Below are 26460 nucleotides of genomic sequence, written 5' to 3'. Positions count from 1 at the left end.
GCCGTTCCTCAGAGCCGAAACCGAGCGTCATGACCAAGACAAAGAAGGCGGAAGACGCCGTCTGGACCTTTGCCGATTTCGAACCCGGATCCCCGCTGGGAACGATCGCGCTCGCGCTTGACGCGGGACGCCGTTCCTCCTGGGACCAGGTCTACGGCGACAGCGTCGGGCCGGCCGGGAGCGTCGTTCCGCAAGGGCTCACGGTCGCGCTGATGATGGACGCTTACGTGAAGGTCATTCAGCCGCGTCCGCCCGGAAACGTCCACGCGATGCAGACGCTCTCCTTCACCCGCCGAACCCCTGCTTGGGGTGATCTCCTGCAATTCGACTTCAGCGTCGGCGGCAAGGAACTGAAGCGTGAGCGCCGGTGGATCACGTTTCTTGTCTCCGCGCGCACCGGCTCCGAGCTGGTGATGACCGGCGAGATCCGCGCGATTTGGGCGGCCTAGATGTCCCCCAGTCGAGCGATCCGGCCCGAACCGAACGAGGCTCTCATGTCCGCTTTGACCTATCCCGCGGCCTTGCCAGAGGTGGCCCTGGATTGCTCGTCTGACACCACCTTGAGCTACGCCGCGCTGACGAACGACCACAATCCACTGCACGTGGACGCTGACTTCGCCGCCACCACGCCGTACGGTCGCCCGATCGCCCACGGAACGATGGCTCTCAACTTGTTGCTCGCGGCGATCGAACGGTCGGCCGCCCCGGCTCTGAAGATCCGCGACGTCCAGGTTCGTTTCATCGCGCCGACCCCGGTTCCGAACCGCCTGGTCACGCGAGCCGTCCTCGCCGATCCGGAGAGCGGCCGTTATGAGGTCGCCGCGACGCGCGCCGACGGCACCGACGTCCTGGCCGGAACCGTCACCCTCATGCCGGCCGGCTAGGGAGAGAGGACGCGTGTCGCAGTCAAGCGCCCCCCAGATCCTGACGGAACGCCGCGGGTCGACCCTGATCCTCACCCTCAACAACCCATCGCGACGCAACGCGCTCAACCCCCAGATGGTGAAGGGCCTCGAAGAAGGCTTCGCCGCCCAGGAAGAGGATCCCGATATCCGGGCGGTCGTGCTGACCGGCGCCGGAGGCCATTTCTGCTCCGGTGGCGACCTCGGGGCCATGGATCTCGGACGGGGCGCCAAGCGCGTCCAGTTCGACATCTCGCGCAAGCTCGCGCTGCAGATCGCCGGCGCATCGGTGCCGGTGATCACCGCCGTGGAAGGTTGGGCGGCTGGCGCAGGCTTCGGCATCGCGCTCCTCGGTGACACCGTGGTCGCCTCGCGGGAGGCCGGCTTCCTTCCGGCCTTTCCGAAGGTCGGGCTGATCCCTGACTACGGCCTCCTGGAGACGCTGCCGCGGCGCATCGGCCTCGCCAGGGCCAAGCAGATCCTTCTCTACGCGCGCACCGTCAAAGGACCGGAAGCCTGCGAGCTCGGCGTGGTGGACGAACTCACCGAACCAGGCCGGACCTTGGCCAGAGCACTCGAACTCGCCGAGACGGTTTCCGGCCTCGCACCGCGCGCGCTGCGCGCGATCAAGGACTACTACGCGCCGGCGATCACGGCGGCGCTGGACTACGAACGGCTGGTACAGCCGGAACTGCTGTTGAGCGCGGATGCCCGGGAGGGGCGGACCGCATTCCAGGAAAAGCGACCACCAGTCTTCAAGGACGAGTAGTGGCGCAAGCGGAGGACCTCATACGCATGCTGGACGGAAAAGTGGTGCTGATCACCGGCGCCGGAAACGGCATCGGCCGCGACCTGGCTCTCGCCTGCGCCGACGCCGGCGCAGCCATCGTGGTGAACGATGTCGGGGTGACGCTGAGCGGCGAGGCGGAGAACCACGGTGCGGCCCAGGCGGTCGTCGACGAGATCGTCGAGAAGGGCGGCCGGGCGATCGCCAGCACCGCAAGCGTCACCGATGCCGACGCCGTCCGTGCCACCGTGGCCGAGGCCGTCGACACCTTCGGCAGCCTCGACGCCGTCGTGAACAACGCCGGGATCACCCGCGATGGCTTCTTCCACAAGATGGAGGAAAGCGACTTCGACGCGGTCCTGAAGGTGCATCTCTACGGAGCCTTCAACGTCTCCCGCGCAGCTGCCGATGTCTTCCGCAGGCAGGGCTCCGGCTCCTGCATCCACATGACGTCCACCTCCGGCATGATCGGCAATCTCGCCCAGGCCAACTATTCGGCCGCCAAGATGGGGATGCTCGCCCTTTCCAAGTCGATCGCCCTCGATCTCGCCCGCTGGGGCGTGCGGTCGAACTGCGTGGCTCCGTTCGCCTGGAGCCGCATGACCTCCTCGATCAAGGTCGACAGCCCCGAGCAGGAGGCGCGCGTGCGCCGGCTGAAGGAGATGAAGGCGGCGAAGATCGCACCGTTGGTCGTGTACCTGGCGTCGGACCGGTCCGAGGGCGTGAACGGACAAATCTTCTCGGTGCGCAACAACGAGATCTTCGTGTTCAGCCAGCCGCGCCCGCTGCGCTCGGTCCATCGCGGCGAGGGCTGGACCGCCGAAACGGTCGCCGACCATGCGATCCCGGCCCTGCGGGCCAGCTTCTACGATCTGGAGGTCTCCGCTGACGTCTTCAGCTGGGACCCGGTCTGACCGGCACGCACAACTTCAGTTCAAGGATCCGCAACGTGAAGACCAGCGCCCCGTCATCCCACGACGACCTCCGTGAAGCCCTGCGGGATCTGTGCGCCCAGTTCCCGCCCGAGTACCATCGCGCACACGGCGCGAAGGAATCCTACCCGGAGGAATTCGTCGACGCGCTGACCAACGCGGGATGGCTCGCCGCCATGATCCCCGAGGCGTATGGCGGCTCCGGCCTCGGCCTCACCGAAGCGTCGATCGTGATGGAGGAGATCAACCGCGGCGGCGGCAATGCCGGCCACTGCCATGGCCAGATGTACAACATGGGCACCGTGTTGCGGCACGGCTCGGAGGCGCAGAAGCAGAAGTATCTGCCGCAGATCGCCGCCGGCAAGCTGCGGCTGCAGTCGATGGCGGTCACCGAGCCCACCACCGGCACCGACACCACCAAGCTCAAGACCACCGCCGTGAAGACCGGCGACCGCTACGTGGTCAACGGGCAGAAGGTCTGGATCAGCCGCATCGAGCACTCCGACCTGATGATCCTGCTCGCCCGCACGACCCCGCTTTCAGACGTTCGAAAAAAGTCCGACGGACTTTCCGTCTTCATCGTCGAGCTCGAGCACGCCCTCGGGAAGGGGATGGACATCAAGCCGATCCGCAACATGGTCGGGCACGAGACCTACGAGGTCTTCTTAGACGACCTCGAAATCCCCGAAGAGAACCTCATCGGCGAGGAAGGGCGCGGCTTCCGCTGCATCCTCTCCGGGCTCAATGCCGAGCGCGTGCTGATCGGCGCCGAGTGCATCGGCGACGGCTACTGGTTCCTGGAGAAGGCGGCGGCCTACGGAAAGGAGAGGATCGTCTTCGACCGGCCCATCGGCCAGAACCAAGGCGTGCAGTTCCCCCTTGCCCGCGCCTACGTCAACGTCGAAGCTGCCAACCTCATGCGCTTCGAGGCGTGCCGGCGGTTCGATGCCCACGAAGAGTGCGGCGCGCAGGCGAACATGACCAAGCTGCTTGCCGCCGATGCGTCGTGGGAGGCCGCGAATGCCTGCCTGCAGATCCACGGCGGCTTCGGCTTCGCCGAGGAATACGACATCGAGCGCAAGTTCCGCGAGACCCGCCTCTACCAGGTGGCCCCCATCTCCACCAACCTGATCCTGTCCTATATCGCCGAGCATGTGCTCGAGATGCCGCGCTCGTTCTGAGACCATGGCCACGTTCGCGCGGTTCTCCTTCCCGCTCTTCGTGCCCGGCAACCGGCCGGAGCGGTACGCCAAGGCGAGGGCTGCCGGCACCGATCTGGTGATCGTCGACCTGGAAGATGCCGTCGCGGCGGACGACAAGGATGCCGCCCGCGAGGCGCTCGTCTCGGCCCTTCCCGGTCCCGGGAGCGGCGTACCGGTTTTCGTGCGGATCAACGGGATCGGAACGCCCTGGTACGCGGCGGACCTGGCAGCCGTGGCGAACCTGGAGATCGCAGGCGTGGTCCTGCCGAAGGCGGAGGACGCAGCCGCCCTGGACGGCGTGCGCGCCGCCCTGCCCGCCGGCACGGGGCTGATCGCGCTGGTGGAGACGGCGGCGGGCGTCGCCAACGCACGAGAGGTGGCGCGGCACTCCGACCGGACCGCCTTCGGCTCCATCGATCTCGCCGCCGATCTCGGCTGCGCCCACGCGCGCGAGCCGCTGCTTTCCGCGCGCTCAGAAATGGTGCTGGCCGCCCGGCTTGCCGGCCAGGCCGGCCCGATCGACGGCGTGACCACAAGCATCTCCGACCCGGCGCTCACGGAGTCCGACGCCGCCTACGGTGCCGGACTTGGCTTTACGGGCAAGCTGCTGATCCATCCGTCCCAGCTCCGGCCAGCCAGGCGCGGCTACGCGCCAGACGCCGACCTTGTGGAGTGGGCCCGGCGTGTGGTCGCTGCCGCCTCCGACGGGACCGCACGCTCCATCGATGGCCAGATGGTCGATGCGCCGGTGCTGGCCCGTGCCCGCGACGTACTCGCTCGGATCGAGGCGCTTCGATGACCGAAATCGACATCGATCGATTCAAGGGGTGGATCGGACGCAGCAGGGAGACGACCGACGTCATCACAGATGCCCTCGTCTCCAAGTTCCAGGCAACATTCGGCGCCAGGCTTGCGCCGTCGGACGGTGCGGCCCCGCTCGGCATTCACTGGTGCCTGTCGCCCGAGATCGTGCCCCCGGAAGAACTCGCTCCCGACGGTCATCCCGAACGCGGCAGCTTTCTGCCGCCCGTTCCCCTGCCATCCCGGATGTGGGCGGGAGGCGAGATCCGCTTTCACGCTCCCCTCGTCGCTGGCGACACGGTCCGACGCACCTCCAACATCGCAGACGTGGCCCTGAAATCGGGACGCAACGGACCGCTCGTCTTCGTCACGGTCGAGCACCAGCACCGCGTCGGCGAGCGGCTCGCGATCACCGACATCCAGAACCTCGTCTACAAGGATCGGACGGCCGCCGCCGCCCTGCCAGCCGCATGGGACCACCCGTCCGGCGCACTGGTCGCCGATCCGGTCCTCCTGTTCCGCTATTCGGCGATCACCTTCAACGGCCACCGCATCCATTACGATCGCGACTACGCCACGACCCAGGAATTCTATCCCGGCCTCGTCGTCCACGGACCGCTGCAGGCGACGCTCCTGATGAACCACGCGGCCAGGCTGAAGGGCTCCACGCCGGCGCTCTTCGGCTATCGTGGGCTGTCGCCTCTTTTCGAAAGCCAGCCGTTCCACCTGAAAAACGCCGATGGCGAGGTCTGGGTGGAGGACACTGCCGGCCACAAAACGATGGCGGCCAGCTACTCCTGATCGCCCATCCACGAGGCTAAGATGACGCATCCGGCCACTGCCGATCCCACCCCTGACGCCGACGCGGCCGTCATACTCGATCGACTGCTGCGGGAACGCTACAGCTGCCGCCGCTTCCGACCCGATCCCGTGCCGCGCGACATTATTGTCCGCATGATCGAGATGGCCGGACGGAGCGCGTCGTGGTGCAACGTCCAGCCATGGCATGTGACCATCGTGGAGGGCGAACGGCTCGAGATCCTGAGCGCGCGCCTCTATGCCCATGCCCGGGCGAACGACCCCTCCAGCCCGGACTTTGCCTTCCCGGCCGGCTATTCCGGCCCCCGGCAGGCACGTCGGCGGGAGTGCGGCTATCAGCTCTACGACAGCGTCGGCATCACCCGAGGAGACCGGGAGGCCGCGCGGCTTCAGGCGCTGGAGAACTTCCGCTTCTTCGGAGCGCCGCACACGGCGATCCTGACCTCGCACACTGAGCTCGGTCCCTACGGTGCGGTCGACTGTGGCGCCTTCATCGCGACCTTCCTGCTGGCTGCGCGCAGCCTTGGGGTGGACGCCATTGCCCAGGCCGCCGTCGCCACCTACCCCGAGGTTCTGAAGGACGCGCTCGGCCTCGCCGACGACCGCCATGTCATCTGCGCGATCACCTTCGGCCATGCCGACGAGGCGCATCCCGCCAACGCATTCCGCACCCGCCGTGCGGACATCGACGAGATCGCGACTTGGCGCGACTGAGCGCTGTGGCGCCGCAGGCAGCCGACTTCGAGAAAACGATCATCGGCCCCGGATCCGAGGGCAACGATGGTCCAGGAGGAGACGATCCGATGAACGAGACGACGGAAACCGACATCGCCCGCGCCTTCTACGCCGCGCTGGCAGCTGGCGATCGCGACGGGCTCGACGCCCTCCTCGATCCCGATTTCGTTGGCCGTGCAGCCGAGGGAATGCCATTCGACATCGGCGGCGTGCACGAGGGCGCCGACGCCATGCGCCGCGGATTCTGGGGCGTCATCGCCCGGAACTTTGAGGCGCGCGCCGAGCCGGAGGAAGTGACCCCGCTCGCCGACGGTCGGCTCCTGGTGGCCGGCCGCTACCGGGGCAAGGGTCGATACGACGGCGGCGAGCTGGACGCGGCGTTTGCCCATGTGATCGCAATCAAGGACGGACGGATCACGGCGCTTGCCCAGTACACGGACACCGCCCGGTGGCGAGACGCCGCGCCGCGCCGCACCGTCCGCCTCGCGGTCACCGACGGGGTCGCAACCCTGCGCCTCAATCGGCCGAAAAAGGGCAACGCGATCGACGAGACGATGGCGTACGAACTTCTCGACGCCGCCACCGAGATCGCCGAGCGGGACGATGTCCGGGCGATCCTGATCGTCGGCGACGGACCGAACTTCACCGTCGGCGGTGACGTCGGGCTCTTCGCCAATACCCCTCAGGAAGAGCTGCCGAACCGGCTCCGGCGCATGATCGATCGGTTCCATCTCGCCATCGAGCGGCTGACCGCCCAGGACGCCCCGATCGTCGCCGCCGTACGCGGCGGGGTCGGCGGCGGCGGGCTCGGACTGCTCTACGTCTCCGACATCGTGCTTGCCTCCGACACTGCCCAGTTCGCCCTCGGCTACGGCCGGCTCGGGCTCACCGCCGACGGCGGCAACACGTGGTTTCTGCCGCGCCTCGTCGGCATGCAGCGGGCGAAGGAGCTGTTTCTCCTGAACCGGCGCCTGGACGCCCGGGAAGCGGTCGAGATGGGGCTCGTCGCCCGCGTCGTGCCGGACGGCGCCCTCGATGGCGAGGCGGCGAAGGTGGCGGCGGCTCTCGCCGCCGGTCCCACCCTTGCCTTCGGGCACATGCGCCGCCTGCTGCGCCAGACCTACGAAACCAGCCTCGCCGGCCAGCTCAACGGCGAGCGGGAAGCCATCATCGAGGCAAGCCGGTCGGACGACGTCGCCGAGGGGATTGCCGCGTTCATCGCCAAACGGCCGCCAACGTTTCGAGGCAGGTAGCGCGCCGTCAGCTCACCGCTCCGCGCGCGCTCAGCTCCGCGATGTCGGACTCGGAGTAGCCCACTTCCGCCAGGATGTCGGTGCTGTCGGCGCCCTTGCCGCGGGGAGGTTTCACCGCGGGCGCTCGGGTACGACTGAAGCGGGGCGCTGGTGCGGCCTGAAGAACGTTGCCCTCGCCGCGGAACAGCGCCTCACGCGCTCGAAGGTGCGGATGCCCCTCCGATTCCGCGATGGTCAGGACCGGTGCGACGCAGGCATCACTTCCCTCGAAGATTGCCGCCCATTCGTCCCGCGACTTCTGGCGAAACACGGCGGCGAACTTCTCGGTGAGGTCCGGCCACGCATCCTTGTCGTGCTGGACCGCGGGCGGGTCGTGGGGCAGGCCGGCCCTCTCGCAAAGCTCGGCGTAGAACTGTGGCTCGATCGCCCCCACGGAGACCGCCTTGCCGTCCCGGGTCTCGTAGCAGCGATAGAAATGCGCGCCGCCGTCGAGCATGTTTGCCTCCCGCTCTTCCGACCAGGCGCCGCGTGCCTGAAACATGTAGAAGACCGACATCATCGCCGAGAGGCCGTCGACCATTGCGGCGTCGACCACCTGCCCCTGGCCTGACATTCCCCTCTCCACGAGGGCCGCCAGCACGCCGAAGATCAGGAACATCGTGCCGCCGCCATAGTCGCCGAAGAGATTCAGGGGTGGCACCGGCGGCCGGTCGCGGTGACCCACGGCATTGAGCGCGCCCGAAATCGAGATGTAGTTGATGTCGTGGCCGGCGGTACGGGCCCACGGCCCGCTCTGCCCCCAACCGGTCATGCGGCCGTAGACGAGCCGGGGGTTGGACTGAAGGCACGCCTCCGGGCCGAGCCCGAGCCGCTCCATCACGCCGGGCCGGAACCCCTCGATCAAAACGTCGCTGCCGTCGATCAGGCGCCGGCAGGCCAGCGTGGCCCCCGGGTCCTTCAGGTTCAGTACGATCGAGCGCTTGTTGCGCCGGTTGAGGTCGGTCGGATCGGCCGGAGCGGACGACCGGTCCACCACGATGACGTCCGCGCCGAGGTCGGCCAGAAGCTGGGCCGCCAGCGGTGCCGGGCCGAGCCCCGCCATCTCGACGATCCTGATCCCGTGAAGGGGTCCTTTGTTCTCCATCGGTGTCCTGACGGTTTGGCAATGCGGGTCGCGCCGCAGATCGCGGCCTCGGGAAAGGGTCGGTTCTTGGCGGACAGACGGACGCGCCGGCCCCCTGCGCGGGACATGGCCGCCTCGATGCCTGTGCGGAAGACGTCCGGCCTACGCGGTGACGGTTGCAGGAGCGCCAGCGAGGATCTTGTCGACGACGACCTTGGCGGTTTCCGCGCACGCCTGCGTCCCGCCGTTGCCGTATAGCTTCACGGCATCGCCGACGCACCACAAACCGTCGATCCCCGTCGCCTGGTCCATGTCGTAGCCTGCACCGCTGCGTTGGGCCGGCCAGTCGTCGCGCATCACCCGGATCGACAGCATCTTCACCTTGTCGTCGAAGCCCGGGAACTGTTCGCGCAGGTCCTCCAGCCCGAGTGACACCTCGGCGTCGCTGTCGAACGCGCCGATCGCAGGCCTCGGCACCGCATAGGCCACGTATTGATGCCAACCTTCAGGAGCGAGCTCCGGACAGGTCGCCGTCAGGTTCGCCATGTTGCACAGGCGCCGCGTCTTGCCGAACGTCATGATGCCCGGCGCCGGCATGATCTCCTCACGGGAGGCGAAGTTGTAGACGATGTTGGCCGCCGGCTTCAGAAGCTCCTCGGTCTGACGAACGTAGTCCGCAGAGAGGTTCGCTTCCCCGGCGAGCTTGACCACCGATTTCGGGCCGCCGTTGCAGATCACCGTGTCGGCCGCGACCCGGACGCTTTCGCCGCCGTCCTTGCGGATGTGGACGGCGACCGCCCGGCGGTTCTCGACCTCGATCCGTTCCGCCGGCGAGGAGAGCCAGACCTCGCCACCGAGCCGCACCACGGCATCGGCGAGCGCCTGCCAGGCCCCCATGGTCCCGTCCGGGTGGAATCCGAAGCGCTTGAAGGCGCCCTTGGACGTGAAATAGGTCAGAAACGCACGCGCCGGGATCTCGTCGGCGTTCATGGCGAAGATCGCCGCACAGAGATTTCGGAAGATCGCATGCACGGTCTCGTTCCGGGTGTAACCGTTGAGCCAGTCCTCGGTCGACTGGCGCCCATCCGGCAGATCCCCGACCCTGGCCTTGGCGAACTGGTCGAGAACCCGCGAGGCATGCTTCGTCAGCCCGCCGAGCAACAGCCCGAGCCCGCCCTTCTGGACGTTCACCACCTTGCGGTCGAGGAAGAACACCGCCGCAGGATGGGGCTCGCGAATCGCAAGCTCCGCTCCGCAAAGCGTGAAGGTCTCCTCGAAGACGCCGCCGGGTTCGAGCGCGATCGCGCCGATGTTGACCTTGTGGCCGTCGATGATCTCGGTCCCGGCGCGCCCGCCGAGATAGTCGTGGTCATCGATGAGCAGCGTCCTTTTGCCGGCCGCGGCCAGCCGCGCCGCCGCATGGCACCCTCCCGCCCCCGCTCCGATGACGATCGCGTCGAACCGCGTGGCCGCATTCATGGCATTGTCTCCCGTCTCGCTTGCGCCGGAGACATTGCTTTATATAAATCCGGACGTACAGTTTTTTATTTGCGCCGACGTTGGATGCCCATTGCTGCCCGCCTGCCGGTGAAGCCGGAATGCCTGGGTGGCAGGCGGCCTTTCCGACCTGCTCTTCCTGCCGGAACTCCGATGGAAAACCTCCTTAGTTGGCGGGCAAGAAGCTTTGCGCGATCCGGTCGTCACCGCGTTTCGTCGACGATTGCGTTGGAGAGCACGCCGAGGTGCTCCACCTCGATTTCGATGGTGTCGCCCTGCTTCATCCAGACGGGCGGGGTGCGAGCATGGCCGACGCCCGGCGGCGTTCCCATCGCGATCAGGTCGCCGGGTTCGAGCACGGAGAATTCCGAGATGGCCGCGATCGTCTGGGCGACGCTGAAGATCATGTCGTCGGTGTTGGCGTCCTGCAGGATCCGGCCGTTCAACCGCGACTGGATGCGCAGTCCGGCACAGCCGGCCGGAAGCGCGTCTGGCGTCACCACGTCCGGCCCCATCGAGCCCGACTTGTCGAAGTTCTTTCCCGGCGTCCACTGGGTCGTCTTGCGCTGGTAGTCGCGGATGGAGCCATCGTTGAACAGCGCGTAGCCGAACACGTGGTCGAGGGCGTCGGCCTCGGCGATGTGGCGGCCCCCGGTGCCGATCACCGCCATGAACTCGGCTTCGTAGTCGAAACGCTCCGAGCACAGGGGGCGCACCAGCGGAACGCCGTGCGGTACGAGCGAGCCGATCGTGCGCATGAACAGCGCGGGATAGTCCGGCACGTCGTAGCCGCCCTCTTTGGCATGGTCGACGTAGTTGAGGCCAAGGCAGAAGATCTTCGGCGGATGCGCCACCGGCAGGGCGCGCTCGACGTCACCGGGCGACAGACGCGGTGCGCCGTCCATGGCCGCGCGCGCCGCCGTCACCGCCGATGCGCCGGCCTCGATGACGGGCATGAGATCGCCCGCGAACATCGGATCCGCGGCCGACAGATCGACGATCGCGCCGCCGTCCACCACGGCCACTCCCGCTTCTCCGTTCCGTTTCCTGATAACCGTCCATCGCATGCGCGCGCGTCCCTTCCGGCGTGGCAAATTCTCGCCTCGAACGATAAAGTTGCGATTGGCGGCGCGTCAATCGACGTAATATTGACCCGTCCGATTTTATCGACAGAATTGATTGGCGCCGGGGTGAAGCCCTGCCGTCAATCACGAACGCATGCGAACAAGACACCCTGGAGGAATGGCATGAAGGGCATTAGGCGGGTCGTTACGGGTCACGACCGGGACGGCAAGGCGGTGGTGATCTCCGACCAGGAGGCAACCGAAATCCTGCAGCGGCCGAACCGCCCGGGGGTCGCCCTCGTCAACCTCTGGCAGACCGACGGCGCGCCGGCCGAGTACGACGGCGCCGCGGAATCGCTGACCGGCAATTTCGTCCTGCATCCGCCGAAGAACGGCACCATCTGCCGGATCGGCGTCTTCGAGCCCGAGGACCCGGAGGTCCTGAAGACCCTCGACGGCCGCGCCGCCTTCGGCGAAATGGGAGCTTCCCACAACATCGTGGAGAACGCCCGCCACCCGTTCATGCATCGCACCGACTCGGTCGACTACGCCATCATTCTTTCCGGCGAGATCACGATGCTGCTCGACGAAGGCGAGGTGCATCTGAAGGCGGGCGACGTGCTGATCCAGCGCGGCACCAACCACGCCTGGTCCAACCGCGGCACCGAGACCTGCATGATCGCCTTCATCCTGGTGGATGCGGTGGCGAAGCACGGCTAGATCCTTTCACGGCCGGGTCGAGCACCCGGCCGGAAGGCGGTATCGGCCGTCCGCGCGGCGCGGACGACCTACCGCACGGCGTGGCCCGTCGTGCGAAGCTCCCTCCCCGGTCGCCCGATGCTCTAGGATGGCGGTCCGAGTTCGACCAACGGAGAGACGTGATGGTGCAAGTGGACTCAGCCGCCGAATCCCTGACCCGGCGGGCCTATGCGCAGCTGCGGCAGGACATCATCGAAGGCACGTTGCCGCCGGGACTGAAGCTCAAGATCCAGGAGCTCACCAAGGCCTACAACACGGGCGCCAGCCCGATCCGCGAGGCGCTGAGCCATCTTGCCTCGGACCGGCTGGTCAACCGGATCGAAGGCCGCGGCTTCCGGGTGTCGCGCGTCAGCCGGGAGGAGTTTCTCGACCTCCTGCGCGTGCGCCTGTGGGTCGAGGGCCGCGCCCTGGCGGAATCGATCGCCATCGCCGACCCGGCCTGGGAGGACGCGGTGCTGAGCACCAACTTCCGGCTCGGCCAGTCGGCCCGCTCGACCCGCGCGGACAGCTTCGAGCCGAACGTGGAGTGGGAGGAGAAGCACAAGCTCTTCCACATGGCGCTGATCCAGGGGTGCCAGTCGCCCATCGCCATCCGCATCTGCGACCAGCTCTACGACCAGAACATCCGCTATCGAAACATCGCCGGGCCCTTCGCCTACCCCGGCCGCAACGTCGGCGACGAGCACGACGCCATCGCCAAGGCGGCGCTCGCCCGCGACACCGACAACGCGGTGCGGCTGCTGCACGAACACTACGCCTCGACGGCCAACTACGTCCGCGACCGCCTGCCCCCCGCGGAATAGCGGATCGGCGCGGCGCACGCTCCGCCCATCGCACCACGACCGGGCTGGCCGCCGTTCAGACCGTCCGGGCGGTCGCCTGAGCCGGGCGAAGAGCGATCCAGATGGCGGCGAGCATCGCAAGGCCGACGAGATCGGTCGCCAGCGTCTGGTAGAGCAGCAGCAGTCCCGCCAGGATCAGCAGCCCGCGCGATAGCACGCCAAGCGGACGTCTCAGCCATCCGACGATGCCGGCGGCGAAGCAGAACACGCTGACGATGCCGCTCGCCACGGCCATCGCGATTTCACTCGTCGTGCCCTGCATCAGCAAGGCCGGGCCAAAGAAGAACATGAACGGCAGGATGTAGCTGGTCAGGCCGTAGCGGAAGGCCGTCCAGCTCACCTTCGAGATACTCGAGTTCGCGATGCTCGCGGCGACGTAGGAGGCGAGCGCCACCGGTGGCGTGATCGTCGAGATGCAGCCGTAGAAGAAGACGAACATGTGCGCCGTCAGCAGCGGCACGCCCATCTTGACGAGGGCCGGTGCAACCACCGTCGCCAGGATCAGGTACGCGGCCGTCGTCGGCAGCCCCATGCCCAGCACCACCGCGACGAGCATGGTCAGCACCAGCGCGAGCACCGGGACGCCCGCCGAGGCGGCGACGATCAGCGACGAGATCTTCGACCCAAGACCCGACATGGCCAGCGTGCCGGAGATGATGCCGGCCGCGGCACAAGCCACGGCGATCGGGACGACGGCCATGACGCCCTGCTCGAGCGCGTTCAGGGTGCGCCGCAGAAAATCGAGCGGCGCCGGCCGGTGCATGACGGCGCAGAGCACCAGCAGCAGGCCGAGGGCGGCAAAGGACGCCTTGAACGGCGAATAGCCGTTGACCATCAGCCCGACCAGGGTTGCGAACGGCACCACGTAGGGAATGCCCGAAACGAACAGCGATTTCCCTGTTTCCGCCGGCACCTCGCCGGTCCCCTCGGAGGCACGCCCGATGCCCAGCTTCATCGCCTGGAGGTGCACGATGAGCAGAATCGACAGGAAGAACAGAAGCGCCGGGATGAGGGCTGCCTGCATCACGTCGGAATACGGCCTGCCGATGATCTCGGCCATGATGAAGGCCGCCGCCCCCATCACCGGCGGCATGATCTGACCGCCGGTGGAGACGACCGCCTCGATCGCACCGGCCTGATGGGGGAGATAGCCCTCACGCTTCATCATCGGGATGGTCAGGGTGCCGGTGACGGCGACGTTGCCGGCGGCCGACCCGGAGATCATCCCGAGCAGTGCGGAAAAGATGACCGCGGTCTTGGCCGATGCCGCCCGCATCGACCGGGTGAAGCGGTGCGACAGAGCGAAGAAGAAGTCCCCCGCGCCGAAAACGGACAGAAACGCCCCGAATATCGTGAACATCACGATGTAGGTGGCCGAGACACCGAGCGGGATTCCGTAGACCCCTTCCGTCGTCGTCGTCAGGAACGTGGCCACCCGTTCGACGCCGTAGCCTCGGCCATGAAGCAGCCCCGGCAGATAGGGGCACACGAACGGATAGACGAAGAAGACGAGCGTGATCAGCGCCAGCGCCAGACCGACCCGCCGCCGCGCGCCCTCGAGAACCAGAAGGATGACGGCGAGACCGACCCAGGCGTCGAGGGTCGTCGTCATGCCGCCGGAAAACGCGATCGCCTCCCAGCGCGACAGCAGGTAGGCGCTGCAGCCGATCGCGGCGGCGACGAACAGCGCTCGGAGCGCGGCATCGAGCCAGGCACCTATCCCGCGGGATCGGACGTCCCGCGGAGCGACGGCCGGTGTGGTGGCATAGAGCAGCACCAGCACGGCACCGAGGTGCACGAGACGGATCTGCATCGTCGACAGCACGAGGACTCCGCCGACATTGAGCAGGTGGAAGACGCCCAGTCCGATGGCGACCCATCGGACTGCCGTGGCGTTCGCACGCAGGAACGCAGACCCCATCGAAGACCCCGATGCCGGAGGTGACTACTTGCTCTCGTCGAAGAAGCGCTGCGCACCGGGATGCAGAGGCACGGCCAGTTCCAGGGAGTCCGCAGCCTTGATCTGCTTGGCGTTGGCGTTCTCCTCGCCGAACGCGTCGAGATGGCCGTAGACCGCCTTGGTGATGGCGTAGGCCCGGTCGTCGTCCATCGACAGCGGGGCGATGAGCACGTTGTTCACCCCGAGCACCACGGCATCTTCGTCGAGGCCGTAGACCTCCTTCGGCAGATCGACCTTCGAGTAGTACGGGTATTTTTCGAGCATCTCAGCGAGCTTGTCGTCGGCGATCTTGACGAACTTCAGCTTGTTCGTCGCCTGGGTCTGCATGACGGCCGAGGTCGGATAGCCGGAGAGGGCGAGCGCCGCATCGACATTGCCGTCGGAGAGCTGGCTGAACCCGTCCGCATAGGACAGGAAGCTCGGCGTGATGTCGCCGGGCGACATTCCGTAGACTTCCAGCAGCCGGGTGAGGAAGCTGAGCGTGCCGCCTCCGGCCGGTCCGACGGCAAGCCGCTTGCCCTTCAGGTCGGCAAACGTCTCGATCGGCGATCCGTCGAGGGTCACGATGTGCAGGATGCTGGGATGCAGGGCGCCGAGAGGCGCGATCTCGAGCGCCTCTCGGTAGGGCGCCTCCCCCTTGGTGGCGAGATACAGCAGGTTGGCGTTGGTGATGCCGATGTCGGTTTCGCCGTTGGCCACCAGACGCGGGTTCTCCACCGCGCCCTGGGTGACGACCGGTACCATGGACACGCCATCGACATGTTCCGTGACGAGGTTCGCGATCCCCTGTCCAACCGGATAGAAGGCGCCGCCCAGGCTGGCGGTGCCGACACGCAGTTCTTCCTGGGCTTGAACGGGCTGGGCCAGCGCACCCGCCACGAGGGCTACGGCGACTAAGGCAGACGACAGAAGCTTATGCATGTTTTTCCTCCCCGATTTTCGGGGAGTGTCAAACCTTGGCCGGCAGCTGTCAACATTCCATCGATAAAAATTGCCAAGACTAATTTTCGTCGATCAGATTCGACAGCGGCACGACGGCACCCGGTCTCTTGCCCACCTCGCCTCGAGGCTCCAGCGGTCAGGTACCGGCTTCGAGCCGGTCCGAGACGTCCTCGGCGAGTGACATCGACGCGGTGATGCCGGGGCTCTCGATGCCGAACAGATGGACGAGGCCGCGCATGCCGTGCTCGGCCGGTCCATCGATCAAAAAGTCGCTGAAGCCCTCCCCCGGTCCCGCGAGCTTCGGCCGGATGCCCGCATAGTCCGGGACCAGCGCGTCGTCCGGCAGTCCCGGCCAATACTGACGGATCGAGGCGCAGAAGCTGGCGGCGCGCGTCGGATCCACGTCGTATGCGGGTCGCTCCACCCATTCGACGTCGGGCCCGAACCGCATCCGCCCGGCCAGATCGAGGGTCAGGTGGATGCCGAGCCCACCGTCGACGGGCACCGGATAGATCAGCCGGGAGAACACCGGCCGGCCGGGATACGAGAAATAGCTGCCCTTGGCGTAGCGCAGTTTCGGCACCCGCTCCGGCGGATAGCCGGCCGCCGCACCGGCCAGGGCGACCGCGCCCAGCCCGGCCGCGTTCACCACGGCGTCGAACGTGAGCGGGTCGTCGGGGTCCGCAGCGAGCCCGACGCGCCAGCCGCCGGCCGGATCCGGCTCGAGATGCTCGACCACCGTCCCGTAGGCGATCGATCCGCCGGTGTCCTCGATGTCGCCCAGGAAGGACAGCATCAGCGCGTGGGTGTCGAGAATTCCCGTCTCCGGCGACATGAGCGCCGCTTCGCCGGCAAGCTCGGGTTCCAGGGCGCGCGCCTCCGCCCCGGACAGCAGGCGCAACCCGGTGACACCGTTGCGCGTCCCCAGGTCGCGCAATGCCTCGAGCCGCTGGACCTCGGCCTGCCGGCTGGCGACGATCAGCTTGCCGAGACGGGCATACGGGAGCCGGCGGTCGTCGCAATAGGCCTCGAGAAGGCCGCGGCCGCGCACGCAGTGGACCGCCTTGAGCGAGCCTTCGGGATAGTACATGCCGCCGTGCACGACTTCGCTGTTGCGCGAGGAGATGCCGTTGCCGATACCCCCCGTCGCTTCGGCGACGAGCACCTCGTGTCCGCGCAAGGCAAGGGCTCGGGCCACCGCGAGCCCGACCACCCCACCGCCGATCACCAGTGCGAGCAACCGTCCGTCTCCTCTTTCGCCTGCCTCTTCACGGCTGCGGCGCTACAGACCGGCCCGATCGGACGGCCTCTACACGTGCTGGCCGCCGTTGATCTCGATTTCGGTGCCCGTCACGTAGCTGCTTTCGCCCGAGCAGAGGAAGTAGATCGTCGACGCGACCTCCTTCGGCAACCCGAGCCGCCGCATGGGCAACGTCTCGACGATCTTGTCGGTGCCGGGGCTGAGGATGCCGGTCTCCACCTCGCCGGGCGCGATCGCATTCACGCGCACGCCGTACGGCCCGAAGTCGTGGGCAAGTTCGCGGGTGAGCGCTGCGAGCGCCGCCTTGGAGGTCGCGTAGGCGGCGCCGGCGAAGGGATGCACGCGGCTTCCGGCGATCGACGTGACGTTGACGATCGAGCCCTTCGCGGCGATGAGCTCGTCCTTCAGCTCGCGGGCCAGCACCACGGTCGCGAAGAAGTTGACGTGGAACACCCGTCCCCAGTCGGCGAGATCGGTGCTGAACGTGTTCAGGCGCTCACCCGACGGCCCCTTCGGCGAGATTCCCGCATTGTTGACGAGCGCCTGCAGCTTTCCGTCGGCCAGTTGTTCGCGGATCTGCGCCACCGCCGCGATCGTGCTCTTCGGATCGGCGAGGTCGAGCTGGATGTGGTTCTCGCGACCGCCGGGCCATGGGCAGCCCTCCGGGAAGGGGTGGCGCGAGCAGGTGATGACCCGCCAGCCGCGCATGGAGAAATACTGCACCGTGGCATGCCCGATCCCGCGGCTCGCTCCCGTCAGCAGCAGGGTGGGTGGGGAGTCGATATCGGCCATGTCGACCTCGCTGTCCCTTGTCCGGGCGGCGCAACGGGGAGGCGTCGCGCTCTCGAGCTTCGGACCTGATCACATTTCATGGCTCCAGGTCGATTCGACCCGCAGCCGACGTGATCTAGCGTCCTTCCGGGCCGGGATGTCGAGATGCATCGGCTTCCGACATGCTCGATGGCCCCCCGCCAAAGGCGTGCCGTGGCGATCGCGGCGGACGCTCCGGGCCGCTCAGCCGGGGCCCGACGCCGCGTCCCGCTGCGCGACCTTCAGGACGTTGTCCCGGGCGAGGCCGTCGATCTCCGCGCGCGTCATCCCGAGCACCGTCTCCAGCACCTCTGCCGTGTCGGCGCCCAGGTGCGGCGGAATCCGCCGATAGGAAACCGGCGTTTCGGAGAACTTGATCGGGTTCGCGAACAGCGTCACCGACCCGGTGCGCGGATGGTCCATTTCGACCAGCATCTCCCGATGTCGGAGCTGCGGATCGGCGAGCGCCTGCTCGAAGTTGTTGATCGGCGCGTTGGGAATGCCGGCTTGGGTGAGAAGCGCTTCCCACTCCGCCGCGGTTCTCGACGCGAACCGCTCGGCCAGCATGGGAATGAGTTCGGACTTGTGGGCCATCCGGTCGCGGTTGGTGCGGAAGCGCGGGTCCTCCGCGATCCCGTCGAGCCCCAGCGCGTCGCACAGCTTGGCGAACTGGCGGTCGTTGCCCACCGCGATCATCAGGTCCATGTCGGCGCAGCCAAACGCCTGCCAGGGGCAGGTAACCTGGGAAGCGGCACCGGCGCGGATCGGCATCTTACCCGATACGAGGTAGTTCATCCCGACGTGAGAGAGGGCCGCGACCTGAGCATCGAACAGCGCGAGGTCGATATGCTGCCCCTCGCCGCCGTGGTCGCGGTGGGCCAGCGCGCCCAGGATGGCAATCGTCGCGTAAAATCCCGCGATGATGTCGGAGACGCTGAAGCCGACGAGGTTCGGGCCGGCGCCCGGCTCGCCGTCGGCAACGCCGGTGATGCTCATCAGGCCGCTCATCGCCTGGAAGAGCGGATCGTAGCCCGGCAGCTCCTTGCGCGGTCCGGTCTGCCCGAAGCCGGTGATGGAGCAGTAGACGAGGTCGGGGTTGACCGCCTTCAGGTCCGCGTAGCCGAGGCCGTAGCGCTCGAGGGTTCCGGTCTTGAAGTTCTCCACGAACACGTCGGCCTCGGTGGCGAGGCGGCGGATCAGGTCCTGGCCGGCCGGCGACTTGAAGTCGATCGCCACCGACCGCTTGCCGCGGTTCATCGCCAGGAAGGAAGACGTCTCGCCGGTATCGTTGCCGGCGGCATCGGTGCGATGCAGCCCCATCTGCCGGATGTCGTCGCCGGTGGCGGGGTGCTCGACCTTGATCACCTCGGCGCCGAAGTCGGCGAGGATCTGGGTCGCCCAGGGGCCGGCGAACACGCGGCTCAGGTCGAGGACGCGGACATGCGAAAGACAGCCCTGCATGAGGCGCTCCTTGGGGGTCGGGCAATCAGGCGGGAATCGCGAGCGTGCCCTCGATGGGAAAGTCCAGCGCCACCGCCGCCCCGATGGGGAATTGGACGTCGGGGCTGGTGCTCGCCTGCAGCTTCGCGTCGCCGGCCTGGATGGTGTAGCGGTTGAGGCTTCCGAGGAAGCCGGAGACGGCCACCGCGCCGGTGATGCGATTGTAGCCGTCCGGCATGGGTGCGGCGGCCGGCTTGAGCACGATGATCTCCGGCCGCACCGACACGGCGATCGGGCCTCCGGATCGAAGCGCTGTGTCCGGTGCGCAGTGGATCGTCTCGCCGCTCTGGATGCGCACGGCGACCGCCGCTCCCCCGGCCTCCGCTGCCACCAGCGTTCCCTCGAGCAGGTTGGTGGACCCGACGAAGCCGGCCACGAAGGCGTTCTTCGGGCGGAAGTAGATTTCCCGCGGGTCGCCCATCTGCACCACCCGCCCCTTGTCGATGATCGCGATCTGATCGGACATCTCGAGCGCTTCGGTCTGATCGTGGGTCACGTAAATCGTGGTCACGCCGATCTGCTGCTGCAGGTTCTTCAGCTCGTTGCGCATCTCCTCGCGCAGCGACGCGTCGAGATTGCTCAGCGGCTCGTCGAGCAGGAGAAGGCGCGGCCGGCGCACGATGGCGCGAGCCAGCGCCACGCGCTGCTGCTGGCCGCCGGAGAGCCGGGTCGCCGGCCGCGAGGAGAACCCGTCGAGGCTCACCGTCCTGAGCGCGGCCAGCACCATGTCCTCGATCTCGCGGCGGGAAAACCTCCGGTCCTTCGACACGCGCAACGGGAATGCCACGTTCTCGAAGACCGTCATATGCGGCCAGATCGCGTACGACTGAAAAACCATGCCGATGGCGCGGCGGTTCATCGGCAGCCAGGTACCGGCAGCGGAATCGTAGAAGGTGCGTTCGCCCACCCGGATCGAGCCGGAGTCGGGAAATTCCAGCCCCGCGATGCAGCGCAGCGTCGTCGTCTTTCCGCAGCCGCTGGGCCCGAGAAGGGTGAAGAACGTCCCGTCCGGCAGATCGAACGTCGCATCGCGGATGCCGCCGGCTGGGCCGCCATGGGTTTCCGCGAACACCTTCGTGAGGGCGTCGATGCGCAGTGCGGTGGAGTCTGACATCGGGCGGTCCCGCCGGTCGGGAAACGAAGCCCGCGCCGTCATCGGCGCGGGCCGGGAAGAGGTGCTACTTGAACAGTTCGTCGTAGATCGCGACCATGGGCTTCAGGTCCCGGGCCGTGGCGCTCGGGGAGATCACGAAGGCCTTGAACCCGCCCTGCTCCGGCTTCAGCGTCGGCTCGGCCGCCGTCACCTTCGGATTTGCCGGGATGTAGAGGGCCTCCTGCATCACCTTCTGCCCCTCCTCGGAGAGGATGAACTCGACGAGCAGCTTGGCGGCGTTCGGGTGGGGCGCGTCCTTGACGATGCCGAGGGGATTGATCGCCTCGATCACCGGCTCGAGCTTCACCCATTCGACGGGCGCGCCCTTCTTCTGGCTGATGACGCTGTGGTGGTTGAACGTCATCAGCCCGATCGGGAACTCGCCCGAGATGACCTTGTCGAGCACGACGCGCTGGCTGGCCGGCACGTTGACGATGTTCTGCCCGGCGAGCTTTTCCAGATAGGCCCTGCCCTTCTCCTCACCCATGGTCTGCAGCACCATGTAGATGAAGCCGGGCGCGCCCAGCATGGTCGGATCCGACGTCCAGGCGATCTTGCCCTTCCAGCGCGGGTCGAGAAGCTTCTCCAGGCTATCCGGATAGTCGGCCGCGTCGACCAGCGTGGTGTTCACCGCGGGGACGAGGAAATACAGGTTGGCCGCCGTCCAGTAGCCGTCCGGGTCCTTGTTCTCGTCGGAAAAGCCAGCTGCGGCCTCGGGTTTGTAGGGCTCCACCAGCCCCGCCTCCATCAGCGGAAAGACCGCCGTCGAGCCGTCGAAGACGTCGGCCTGCGCCCGTCCCGCCTGGGCCTCGCTCTGGACCTTGAGGACGACCTCGGACGGAACGTGCCGCGCGGCGTTGACCTTGATGCCCGGATATTTCTTCTCGAACGCCTCGGAAATCGGGCGCACGATCTGGTTCACGATCATGCCCGAGTACCAGACGACCTCGCCCTCCTTCTTCGCCGCCTCGACGACCGAAGGGTCGACCGCAAACGCCTGCGTGGAGACCAGACCGAGGGCTGCGCCGACGACGGCGGCGCGCACGATGGGTGCAAATCGCATGGTGATGTTCCTCCCCGAGTTTCGTCACCCGCTCACGGTCGCGTGCCGGGCTTGTTCTATGGTTTTGAACTTATAAACTAGCTTATTATCCTTTTATTCGGCGTGTCAATCGAGGGGAGCTGCGGACTCCCCTCCTAGGTGCCGGTGTCCGCCGCCGCCTTTCGCGCCTTCGCCAATTGCTCGAGAATCCCGGCCCTCCGCGATGCGGCGGTGTCTGCCAGCGTGTCGTAGAGGCTGTTTCCGTGGGCATCGATCGCGACGGTGAGCGGTCCGAGCGCAGTGACCTCCAGCGTCACCAGCCGGTAGTGCGAGATCAGGTCGCCCCAGCCGACCGACACCACCCGGCCGACCGCCTGGGAAATCAGCGGCGCGCCGCCGCCCAGGAACGACAGGTAGACCCCGCCGACATCCTTCAGCGCCTGCGCGCACGCTGCGTCCAGGCCGCCCTTGCCGCCGACGCAGCGCAGGCGGAAGTGCCGGATGATCTCCGGCATGATCGGGCTGAAGCGGGTGCTGGTGGTCGGGTTCATGTAGAGGATCTCGAACCCGTCCGCGGTCTCCCGACTGTAGCTTCCGAGATGGAAGAAAGCGGCCTCGTGCATGTCGGCCGGCGGCTCGCGTCCCGCGCGGATCGTCTCCAGGATCCGGTGGTGGGTGGGCAGGCCGGCGGTCACCACGATCTGCCCATCCAGCGTGATCATGTCGCCGAGCTTGAGCGACAGCGCGTCTTCGGCACTCAGCGGCAGTCGGTAGGCCTTCGGCGACGCCATCGCCCGCCTCCCCTATTCGAGCCTCTCGACGGTGCCGTCGCTGTAGATGCGGGCCCGGCTGCGCCGGTTGATCCAGCAGTTGAAGCAGACCGCGACCGGCGTGAAGCCGTGGCCGGCGGCGTAGTTGGCGTGCACCGCCAGCACCGTCGTGTCGCCGCCCGTCCCCATCGGTCCGAAGCCGAGCGCGTTGACGGCATCGCGCAGACGCTCCTCCATGGCGGCGAGCGCCGGGTCCGGGTTCACCGACCCGATGGAGCGGAGCGTCGCCTCCTTGGCCATCTTGGCGCAGTAGTCGAAGGTGCCGCCGATGCCCACGCCCATCACCACCGGCGGGCAGTGCTGGGATCCGGCCTTGATCGCCACGTCGAGGATGTACTCCTCGATCGTCTCCAGCGTCGGCAGCGTGAACAGCTCCATTGCCGCCCAGCGCCCGGAGCCGAGCGCCTTCGGCGAGCAGACGATCTCGATGTAGTCCGCCCCGCCGATCAGGTCGAAGGTGACGATCGGCATGTCCTTGCCGGCGTAGCCGCGCTCCAGCGTCAGCGGATTGGTGACGTGCTTGAGGAGCGGCGGATCGATGGTGTCGACGAGGATGTCGAACCCTTCGCGGATCGCCGCCTTGATGTCGACGTCCCAGTCGGCCTTGGTGCCGATCCGCACGAAATAGACCGGCACGCCGGAATCGGAGCAGACGAACGTGTCGCCCGACTCCGCCTTGCGGGCGCTCGCCAGCATCAGGCCGAGCGTCTGCCGCGGCGTGTCCTCGGTCTCCGCGGCCCGCGCCCGCTCCAGCGCGGCTTTGGTGTCGTCCGGAACCTTGCGCAGCGCCCACGAATAGAGATCCCGGCTCAGCCGGCTGATCTGCTCGTGATCAATGGTCATGGCCAGTGCCTCCCAAACACCTGCCAGCCCCCACGGTCTAGTTCAGCCGGGACGCCGCATCGCGAACACGTCGTCGACATAGGCGTAGTCGAGATAGCCCATGCGGGCGAGCGGACGGATACGGGTGATGTCGACCATGCCGTCCTTGAGCACGGCGTCATCGATGTAGATGCTCACCACCTGGCCGAGCACCATCGAGCCTGGAAACTCCTCGCCATCGACCCCCTTGAGACGGATCGTCTGGACGTACTTGCACTCGAGCGCCACCGGCGACCGCTTCACCCGCGGCGGCCTGACGGCCACGGACTCGGCAAGCTCGAGGCCGGCGAGATCGGCCTCGCTGACATCCTCCGGCACCACCGCGGACGTCTGATTCACCTCGGCGCGCAGATCGTAGGTGGCCAGATTGTAGACGAATTCTCCGGTTTCCTCGGCATTGGTCTGCGAATGCTTGCGGGAGTCGCTGGAGAACATGATCATCGGCGGCTTGCCCGATACCGCGTTGAAGAAGCTGTAGGGCGCGATGTTCACCACGCCCTTGCGGCTGACGGTGGAGATCCAGCCGATCGGCCGCGGTACGACGAGCGAGGTAAACGGGTTGTGGGCTAGACCGTGCTCGCCGGTCCTTGGATCGTAGTGCAAAAGCTTCGTCTCCCGTCCGCCTGGACGTTTCCGGCTGTCGGTATGGCCCGCGCGAGCGCCGACCGGCACGTATCCGCTACTGGACGCCCTCCGCCTCCGCGGCGGGGATCGTCGTGAGCGTCTCGATGGCCTGCCCGTCGGCATAAAGGTCCGGCTCCATGCCGTCGGGCAGCGGGATCCGATGGGCGTTGAGCGTCATCGACACCATCGTGTAGTAGCCGATCACCGCGGTCAGTTCGACCACGCCGCGTTCCTGCCAGCGCGATCGGACCGCCTCGTATGCGGCGTCGTCGACCTGGCCGTTGAGCTGGATCTGGCGGGCGAACTCGTAGATTGCCGCCGTGTCGCCGTCCGTGATGCGCGGCGTGCGCCCGTGCAGGAGATCCTGGATCAGCGCTTCCTCGAGGCCGGCGCTCCGAGCCGCTTCGGAGTGAACGACCCACTCCAGCTCGCTGTTCCAGCGGCGGGCCGTCACCAGGATCGCGAGTTCGTTGAGCTTGGCCGGCAGCATCGTCTTGTAGCGGATGAATTCGCCGAGTTTCGACCAACGGTCGGCGAGCTCCGGGCTGTGCAGGGCCGCGCGCAACGGACCGACGACGGTGCCGCGCGGGCCGCTGACGACCGCGTCGAAGACCGCGCGCTGGGCGTCCGACATGCTTTCGGGTGTGGGAAACGGGATACGCGCCGTGCTCACCGGTCAGGTCTCCATCCGTTCATCGTCTCGGGTCCGGCATCGCCTCTACGCATCGGAGGATCCGGCGGCGTCGGGTCCGTAGAGTTCGGCAAGGATCGCCGCGGTGTGTTCACCGAGAAGCGGCGGTGCCCGATCGAAGGCGAGCGTCGCCGTCGCAAATTTCATCGGGCTCACGACCTGTGGCACCTCGCCGGCGAGCGGATGCGGCAGCATGCGGAGCATCTCGCGGTGCTTCACCTGCGGATCGTCGAGAACCCGGGGAATCGTGTTGATCGGCCCGCAGGGCACGCCACGGCTGCCGAACGCGTCGATCCAGTGGTCGAGGTCTTCGTCCGCGAGCCGTTCGCCGATCAGCGGGTGCAGCGTGTCGAGGTTGCGCACACGCTCCTTGTTCGTGGCGAAGCGCGGATCGTCAGCCCAGTCGGTCCGACCGATTGCCTCGCAGAACCGACGGAACTGATCGTCGTTGCCGACGGCGAGCACGAGGTGTCCGTCCTTTACCGGGAAGACGTCCTGGGGCTGGATGTTCGGGTGCTTGTTGCCCTTGCGCGTCGGCGTCGCGCCGGACACCAGGTAGTTCATCGCCTGGTTGGCCAGGAAGCCGACGGAGACGTCGAGCATGGCGATGTCGATCTGCTCGCCTTCGCCGGTCTCGTTCCGGCGCGCCAGCGCCGCCAGCACGGCGATCGTCGCATACATGCCGGTCATGATGTCGACGATCGGCACGCCCACCTTCTGCGGCCCGCCGCCCGGCGCGTCGTCGCGCTCGCCGGTGACGCTCATCAGCCCGCCCATGGCCTGGATCATGAAGTCGTAGGCGGCCTGATCGCGGCGCGGCCCGGTGGCGCCGAAGCCGGTGATCGAGCAGTAGATGATGCCCGGATTGACGGCTTTCAGATCCTCGTGGGCCAGTCCGTAGCGGGCGAGCGTGCCGGCCTTGAAGTTCTCCAGCACGATGTCCGAGCGCGCCGCGATGTCGCGGACCACCGCCTGGCCTTCCGGCGACGAGAGGTCGAGTTCGATCGAGCGCTTGCCGCGGTTGACCGAGAGATAGTAGCCGGACTCCGCGGTATCGGAGCCGTCCGCAGCCTTCAGATAGGGGGGGCCCCAGCCGCGCGTGTCGTCACCCGCGCCGGTGCGCTCCACCTTGATGACGTCGGCGCCGAGGTCGGCCAGGATCTGCCCCGACCACGGGCCCGCCATGATGCGGGAGAGGTCGAGCACGCGGACGTGGGAAAGCGGTCCAGCCATCACGCGCCCCCGAATGCGAACGGCGAGTCCGAATGATCGTCGGCGCCGAAACCCGGCACCGGGTTCGGGTCGTCGCGGACGGCGGTCTCGGCCACCGACGGACGCGCCAGCATCGTCGTGTGCCAGGCGGCAAGCTTCGGATGCGCGGCCTCCCAGCCGCTGCCCCGGTAGCGGAAGTCCATCTGGCCGAGCGCGCAGGCCACCGCGATCTGGCCGATGCCGAGCGGGACGGTCGCGAGCGCGTCCGCCTCCGTTTCCAGCTGGGCAAAACACGCGCGGATCTTGCGCTCGAAGGCGGAGAGATGCACCTCCCACGGCCCGTCCGGCCGGGTGCGTTCGGTGCGCGACAGCAGCAGGACGTCGGTCAGCCCGTCGCCGAGCGACAGCCAGCGGAGCTGCCGGAAACGCTCCGGGCCGGACGGCGGAAACAGCCTGGCGCCGTCGTGGAGCGTGTCGAGATATTCGCAGATCACCCGGGAATCGAAGAGCGCCGATCCGTCGTCCAGGACCAGCGTCGGGATCTTGCCGAGCGGGTTGTCCTTGAGGACCTCCTCGTTCGGCGGGGCCGAGAAGGCGACCACGTTGCGCACGCACTCGACGCGGTCCGCCAGGCCGGTTTCGTGCAGGACGATCATGACCTTACGGACGAAGGGCGAGCGGGGCGACCAGTGGAGTCTCATGATCCGCAGACATCTCCGGGCGGCTGGATGGCGACCGAAACACTAGCCGCCACACCCCTAAATGTCTATAACCTAGTTCTATTGCCTAATGAGGCGGCTCTGTCGTGTGAGCCGCTGCCTGCGCACCGGCAATGCC

General features: G+C 67.3%; 27 protein-coding genes. 11 read left to right on the top strand and 16 right to left on the bottom strand.

Annotated features, from left to right (window positions below):
* Positions 1-29 precede the first annotated feature (29 nt).
* The 9 genes from ACSSVZ_RS02120 (at position 30) to ACSSVZ_RS02080 (ending at position 7431) form a co-directional block, all read left to right on the top strand.
* The gene (locus ACSSVZ_RS02120; protein WP_453967954.1) at positions 30-449 is read left to right on the top strand and encodes a hypothetical protein; all 420 of its coding nucleotides are present in this window, start codon (positions 30-32) and stop codon (positions 447-449) included.
* A gap of 45 nt (positions 450-494) precedes the next feature.
* Positions 495-884 (top strand): MaoC family dehydratase, encoded by a 390-nt coding sequence (locus ACSSVZ_RS02115; RefSeq protein ID WP_453967953.1) that lies wholly within the window; start codon positions 495-497, stop codon positions 882-884.
* A 13-nt stretch (positions 885-897) separates the two neighbouring features.
* Complete coding sequence (locus ACSSVZ_RS02110; RefSeq protein ID WP_453967952.1) at positions 898-1671, top strand: enoyl-CoA hydratase/isomerase family protein; 774 nt, start codon at positions 898-900, stop codon at positions 1669-1671.
* Between the two features lie 26 nt (positions 1672-1697).
* Positions 1698-2603, top strand: a complete 906-nt coding sequence (locus ACSSVZ_RS02105; RefSeq protein WP_453967950.1) for an SDR family NAD(P)-dependent oxidoreductase — start codon at positions 1698-1700, stop codon at positions 2601-2603.
* A 35-nt stretch (positions 2604-2638) separates the two neighbouring features.
* Positions 2639-3802 (top strand): acyl-CoA dehydrogenase family protein, encoded by a 1164-nt coding sequence (locus tag ACSSVZ_RS02100; protein ID WP_453967949.1) that lies wholly within the window; start codon positions 2639-2641, stop codon positions 3800-3802.
* A gap of 4 nt (positions 3803-3806) precedes the next feature.
* Positions 3807-4622 (top strand): HpcH/HpaI aldolase/citrate lyase family protein, encoded by an 816-nt coding sequence (locus tag ACSSVZ_RS02095; RefSeq protein ID WP_453967948.1) that lies wholly within the window; start codon positions 3807-3809, stop codon positions 4620-4622.
* Entirely contained in the window at positions 4619-5425 is an 807-nt protein-coding gene (locus ACSSVZ_RS02090; RefSeq protein ID WP_453967947.1) for an FAS1-like dehydratase domain-containing protein, read from the top strand. The genes ACSSVZ_RS02095 and ACSSVZ_RS02090 overlap by 4 nt, the downstream gene beginning before the upstream one ends.
* A 21-nt stretch (positions 5426-5446) precedes the next feature.
* Entirely contained in the window at positions 5447-6157 is a 711-nt protein-coding gene (locus ACSSVZ_RS02085) for a nitroreductase (RefSeq protein WP_453967945.1), read from the top strand.
* Between the two features lie 89 nt (positions 6158-6246).
* On the top strand, positions 6247-7431 hold the full coding sequence (locus ACSSVZ_RS02080) for an enoyl-CoA hydratase-related protein (protein WP_453967944.1): 1185 nt from the start codon (positions 6247-6249) through the stop codon (positions 7429-7431).
* A 7-nt stretch (positions 7432-7438) separates the two neighbouring features.
* Here the strand turns inward: ACSSVZ_RS02080 and ACSSVZ_RS02075 are convergent, their stop codons facing one another.
* From ACSSVZ_RS02075 to ACSSVZ_RS02065, 3 genes are all read right to left on the bottom strand, one after another.
* Positions 7439-8575 carry a CaiB/BaiF CoA transferase family protein gene (locus tag ACSSVZ_RS02075; protein WP_453967943.1) on the bottom strand — a complete coding sequence of 379 codons (1137 nt, stop codon included), beginning with the start codon at positions 8573-8575 and terminating at the stop codon, positions 7439-7441.
* Between the two features lie 141 nt (positions 8576-8716).
* Complete coding sequence (locus ACSSVZ_RS02070; protein ID WP_453967942.1) at positions 8717-10033, bottom strand: phytoene desaturase family protein; 1317 nt, start codon at positions 10031-10033, stop codon at positions 8717-8719.
* A gap of 221 nt (positions 10034-10254) precedes the next feature.
* The gene (locus ACSSVZ_RS02065) at positions 10255-11076 is read right to left on the bottom strand and encodes a fumarylacetoacetate hydrolase family protein (RefSeq protein WP_453967941.1); all 822 of its coding nucleotides are present in this window, start codon (positions 11074-11076) and stop codon (positions 10255-10257) included.
* 222 nt (positions 11077-11298) lie between these two features.
* On the opposite strand from ACSSVZ_RS02065, the gene ACSSVZ_RS02060 reads away from it, so the two are divergent.
* Positions 11299-11835 carry a cupin domain-containing protein gene (locus tag ACSSVZ_RS02060; RefSeq protein WP_453967940.1) on the top strand — a complete coding sequence of 179 codons (537 nt, stop codon included), beginning with the start codon at positions 11299-11301 and terminating at the stop codon, positions 11833-11835.
* 161 nt (positions 11836-11996) lie between these two features.
* Entirely contained in the window at positions 11997-12677 is a 681-nt protein-coding gene (locus tag ACSSVZ_RS02055) for a GntR family transcriptional regulator (protein ID WP_453967939.1), read from the top strand.
* Positions 12678-12732: 55 nt separating this feature from the next.
* Here the strand turns inward: ACSSVZ_RS02055 and ACSSVZ_RS02050 are convergent, their stop codons facing one another.
* The 13 genes from ACSSVZ_RS02050 to ACSSVZ_RS01990 form a co-directional block, all read right to left on the bottom strand.
* The gene (locus ACSSVZ_RS02050; protein ID WP_453967938.1) at positions 12733-14637 is read right to left on the bottom strand and encodes a TRAP transporter permease; all 1905 of its coding nucleotides are present in this window, start codon (positions 14635-14637) and stop codon (positions 12733-12735) included.
* A 24-nt stretch (positions 14638-14661) separates the two neighbouring features.
* Positions 14662-15597, bottom strand: coding sequence for a TAXI family TRAP transporter solute-binding subunit (locus ACSSVZ_RS02045; RefSeq protein ID WP_453967937.1), 936 nt, complete (start codon positions 15595-15597; stop codon positions 14662-14664).
* 157 nt (positions 15598-15754) lie between these two features.
* The gene (locus ACSSVZ_RS02040; protein ID WP_453967936.1) at positions 15755-16858 is read right to left on the bottom strand and encodes an NAD(P)/FAD-dependent oxidoreductase; all 1104 of its coding nucleotides are present in this window, start codon (positions 16856-16858) and stop codon (positions 15755-15757) included.
* A 69-nt stretch (positions 16859-16927) separates the two neighbouring features.
* A complete protein-coding gene (locus tag ACSSVZ_RS02035) occupies positions 16928-17671 on the bottom strand; it encodes an SDR family NAD(P)-dependent oxidoreductase (RefSeq protein WP_453967935.1) in 744 nt (247 codons plus the stop codon).
* A gap of 222 nt (positions 17672-17893) precedes the next feature.
* Positions 17894-19150 (bottom strand): CaiB/BaiF CoA transferase family protein, encoded by a 1257-nt coding sequence (locus ACSSVZ_RS02030; RefSeq protein ID WP_453967934.1) that lies wholly within the window; start codon positions 19148-19150, stop codon positions 17894-17896.
* A 25-nt stretch (positions 19151-19175) separates the two neighbouring features.
* Positions 19176-20303: an ABC transporter ATP-binding protein gene (locus tag ACSSVZ_RS02025; protein ID WP_453967932.1), complete on the bottom strand. Its 1128-nt coding sequence runs from the start codon at positions 20301-20303 to the stop codon at positions 19176-19178.
* A gap of 64 nt (positions 20304-20367) precedes the next feature.
* Entirely contained in the window at positions 20368-21405 is a 1038-nt protein-coding gene (locus tag ACSSVZ_RS02020) for an extracellular solute-binding protein (protein WP_453967931.1), read from the bottom strand.
* A gap of 134 nt (positions 21406-21539) precedes the next feature.
* The gene (locus ACSSVZ_RS02015) at positions 21540-22175 is read right to left on the bottom strand and encodes a fumarate hydratase C-terminal domain-containing protein (RefSeq protein ID WP_453967930.1); all 636 of its coding nucleotides are present in this window, start codon (positions 22173-22175) and stop codon (positions 21540-21542) included.
* A gap of 12 nt (positions 22176-22187) precedes the next feature.
* Complete coding sequence (locus ACSSVZ_RS02010) at positions 22188-23057, bottom strand: fumarate hydratase (protein WP_453967929.1); 870 nt, start codon at positions 23055-23057, stop codon at positions 22188-22190.
* Between the two features lie 42 nt (positions 23058-23099).
* A complete protein-coding gene (locus ACSSVZ_RS02005; RefSeq protein ID WP_453967928.1) occupies positions 23100-23699 on the bottom strand; it encodes a flavin reductase family protein in 600 nt (199 codons plus the stop codon).
* A 76-nt stretch (positions 23700-23775) separates the two neighbouring features.
* The gene (locus ACSSVZ_RS02000) at positions 23776-24393 is read right to left on the bottom strand and encodes a carboxymuconolactone decarboxylase family protein (protein WP_453967927.1); all 618 of its coding nucleotides are present in this window, start codon (positions 24391-24393) and stop codon (positions 23776-23778) included.
* A gap of 45 nt (positions 24394-24438) precedes the next feature.
* Complete coding sequence (locus ACSSVZ_RS01995) at positions 24439-25644, bottom strand: CaiB/BaiF CoA transferase family protein (RefSeq protein ID WP_453967926.1); 1206 nt, start codon at positions 25642-25644, stop codon at positions 24439-24441.
* Positions 25644-26324 (bottom strand): glutathione S-transferase family protein, encoded by a 681-nt coding sequence (locus ACSSVZ_RS01990; protein ID WP_453967924.1) that lies wholly within the window; start codon positions 26322-26324, stop codon positions 25644-25646. The genes ACSSVZ_RS01995 and ACSSVZ_RS01990 overlap by 1 nt, the downstream gene beginning before the upstream one ends.
* Between the last annotated feature and the right edge of the window lie 136 nt (positions 26325-26460).

The organism is Amorphus sp. MBR-141 (assembly GCF_053628695.1).
Note: the sequence above shows the minus strand (reverse complement) of the source record. Positions and strands in the feature narration are given on the sequence as shown.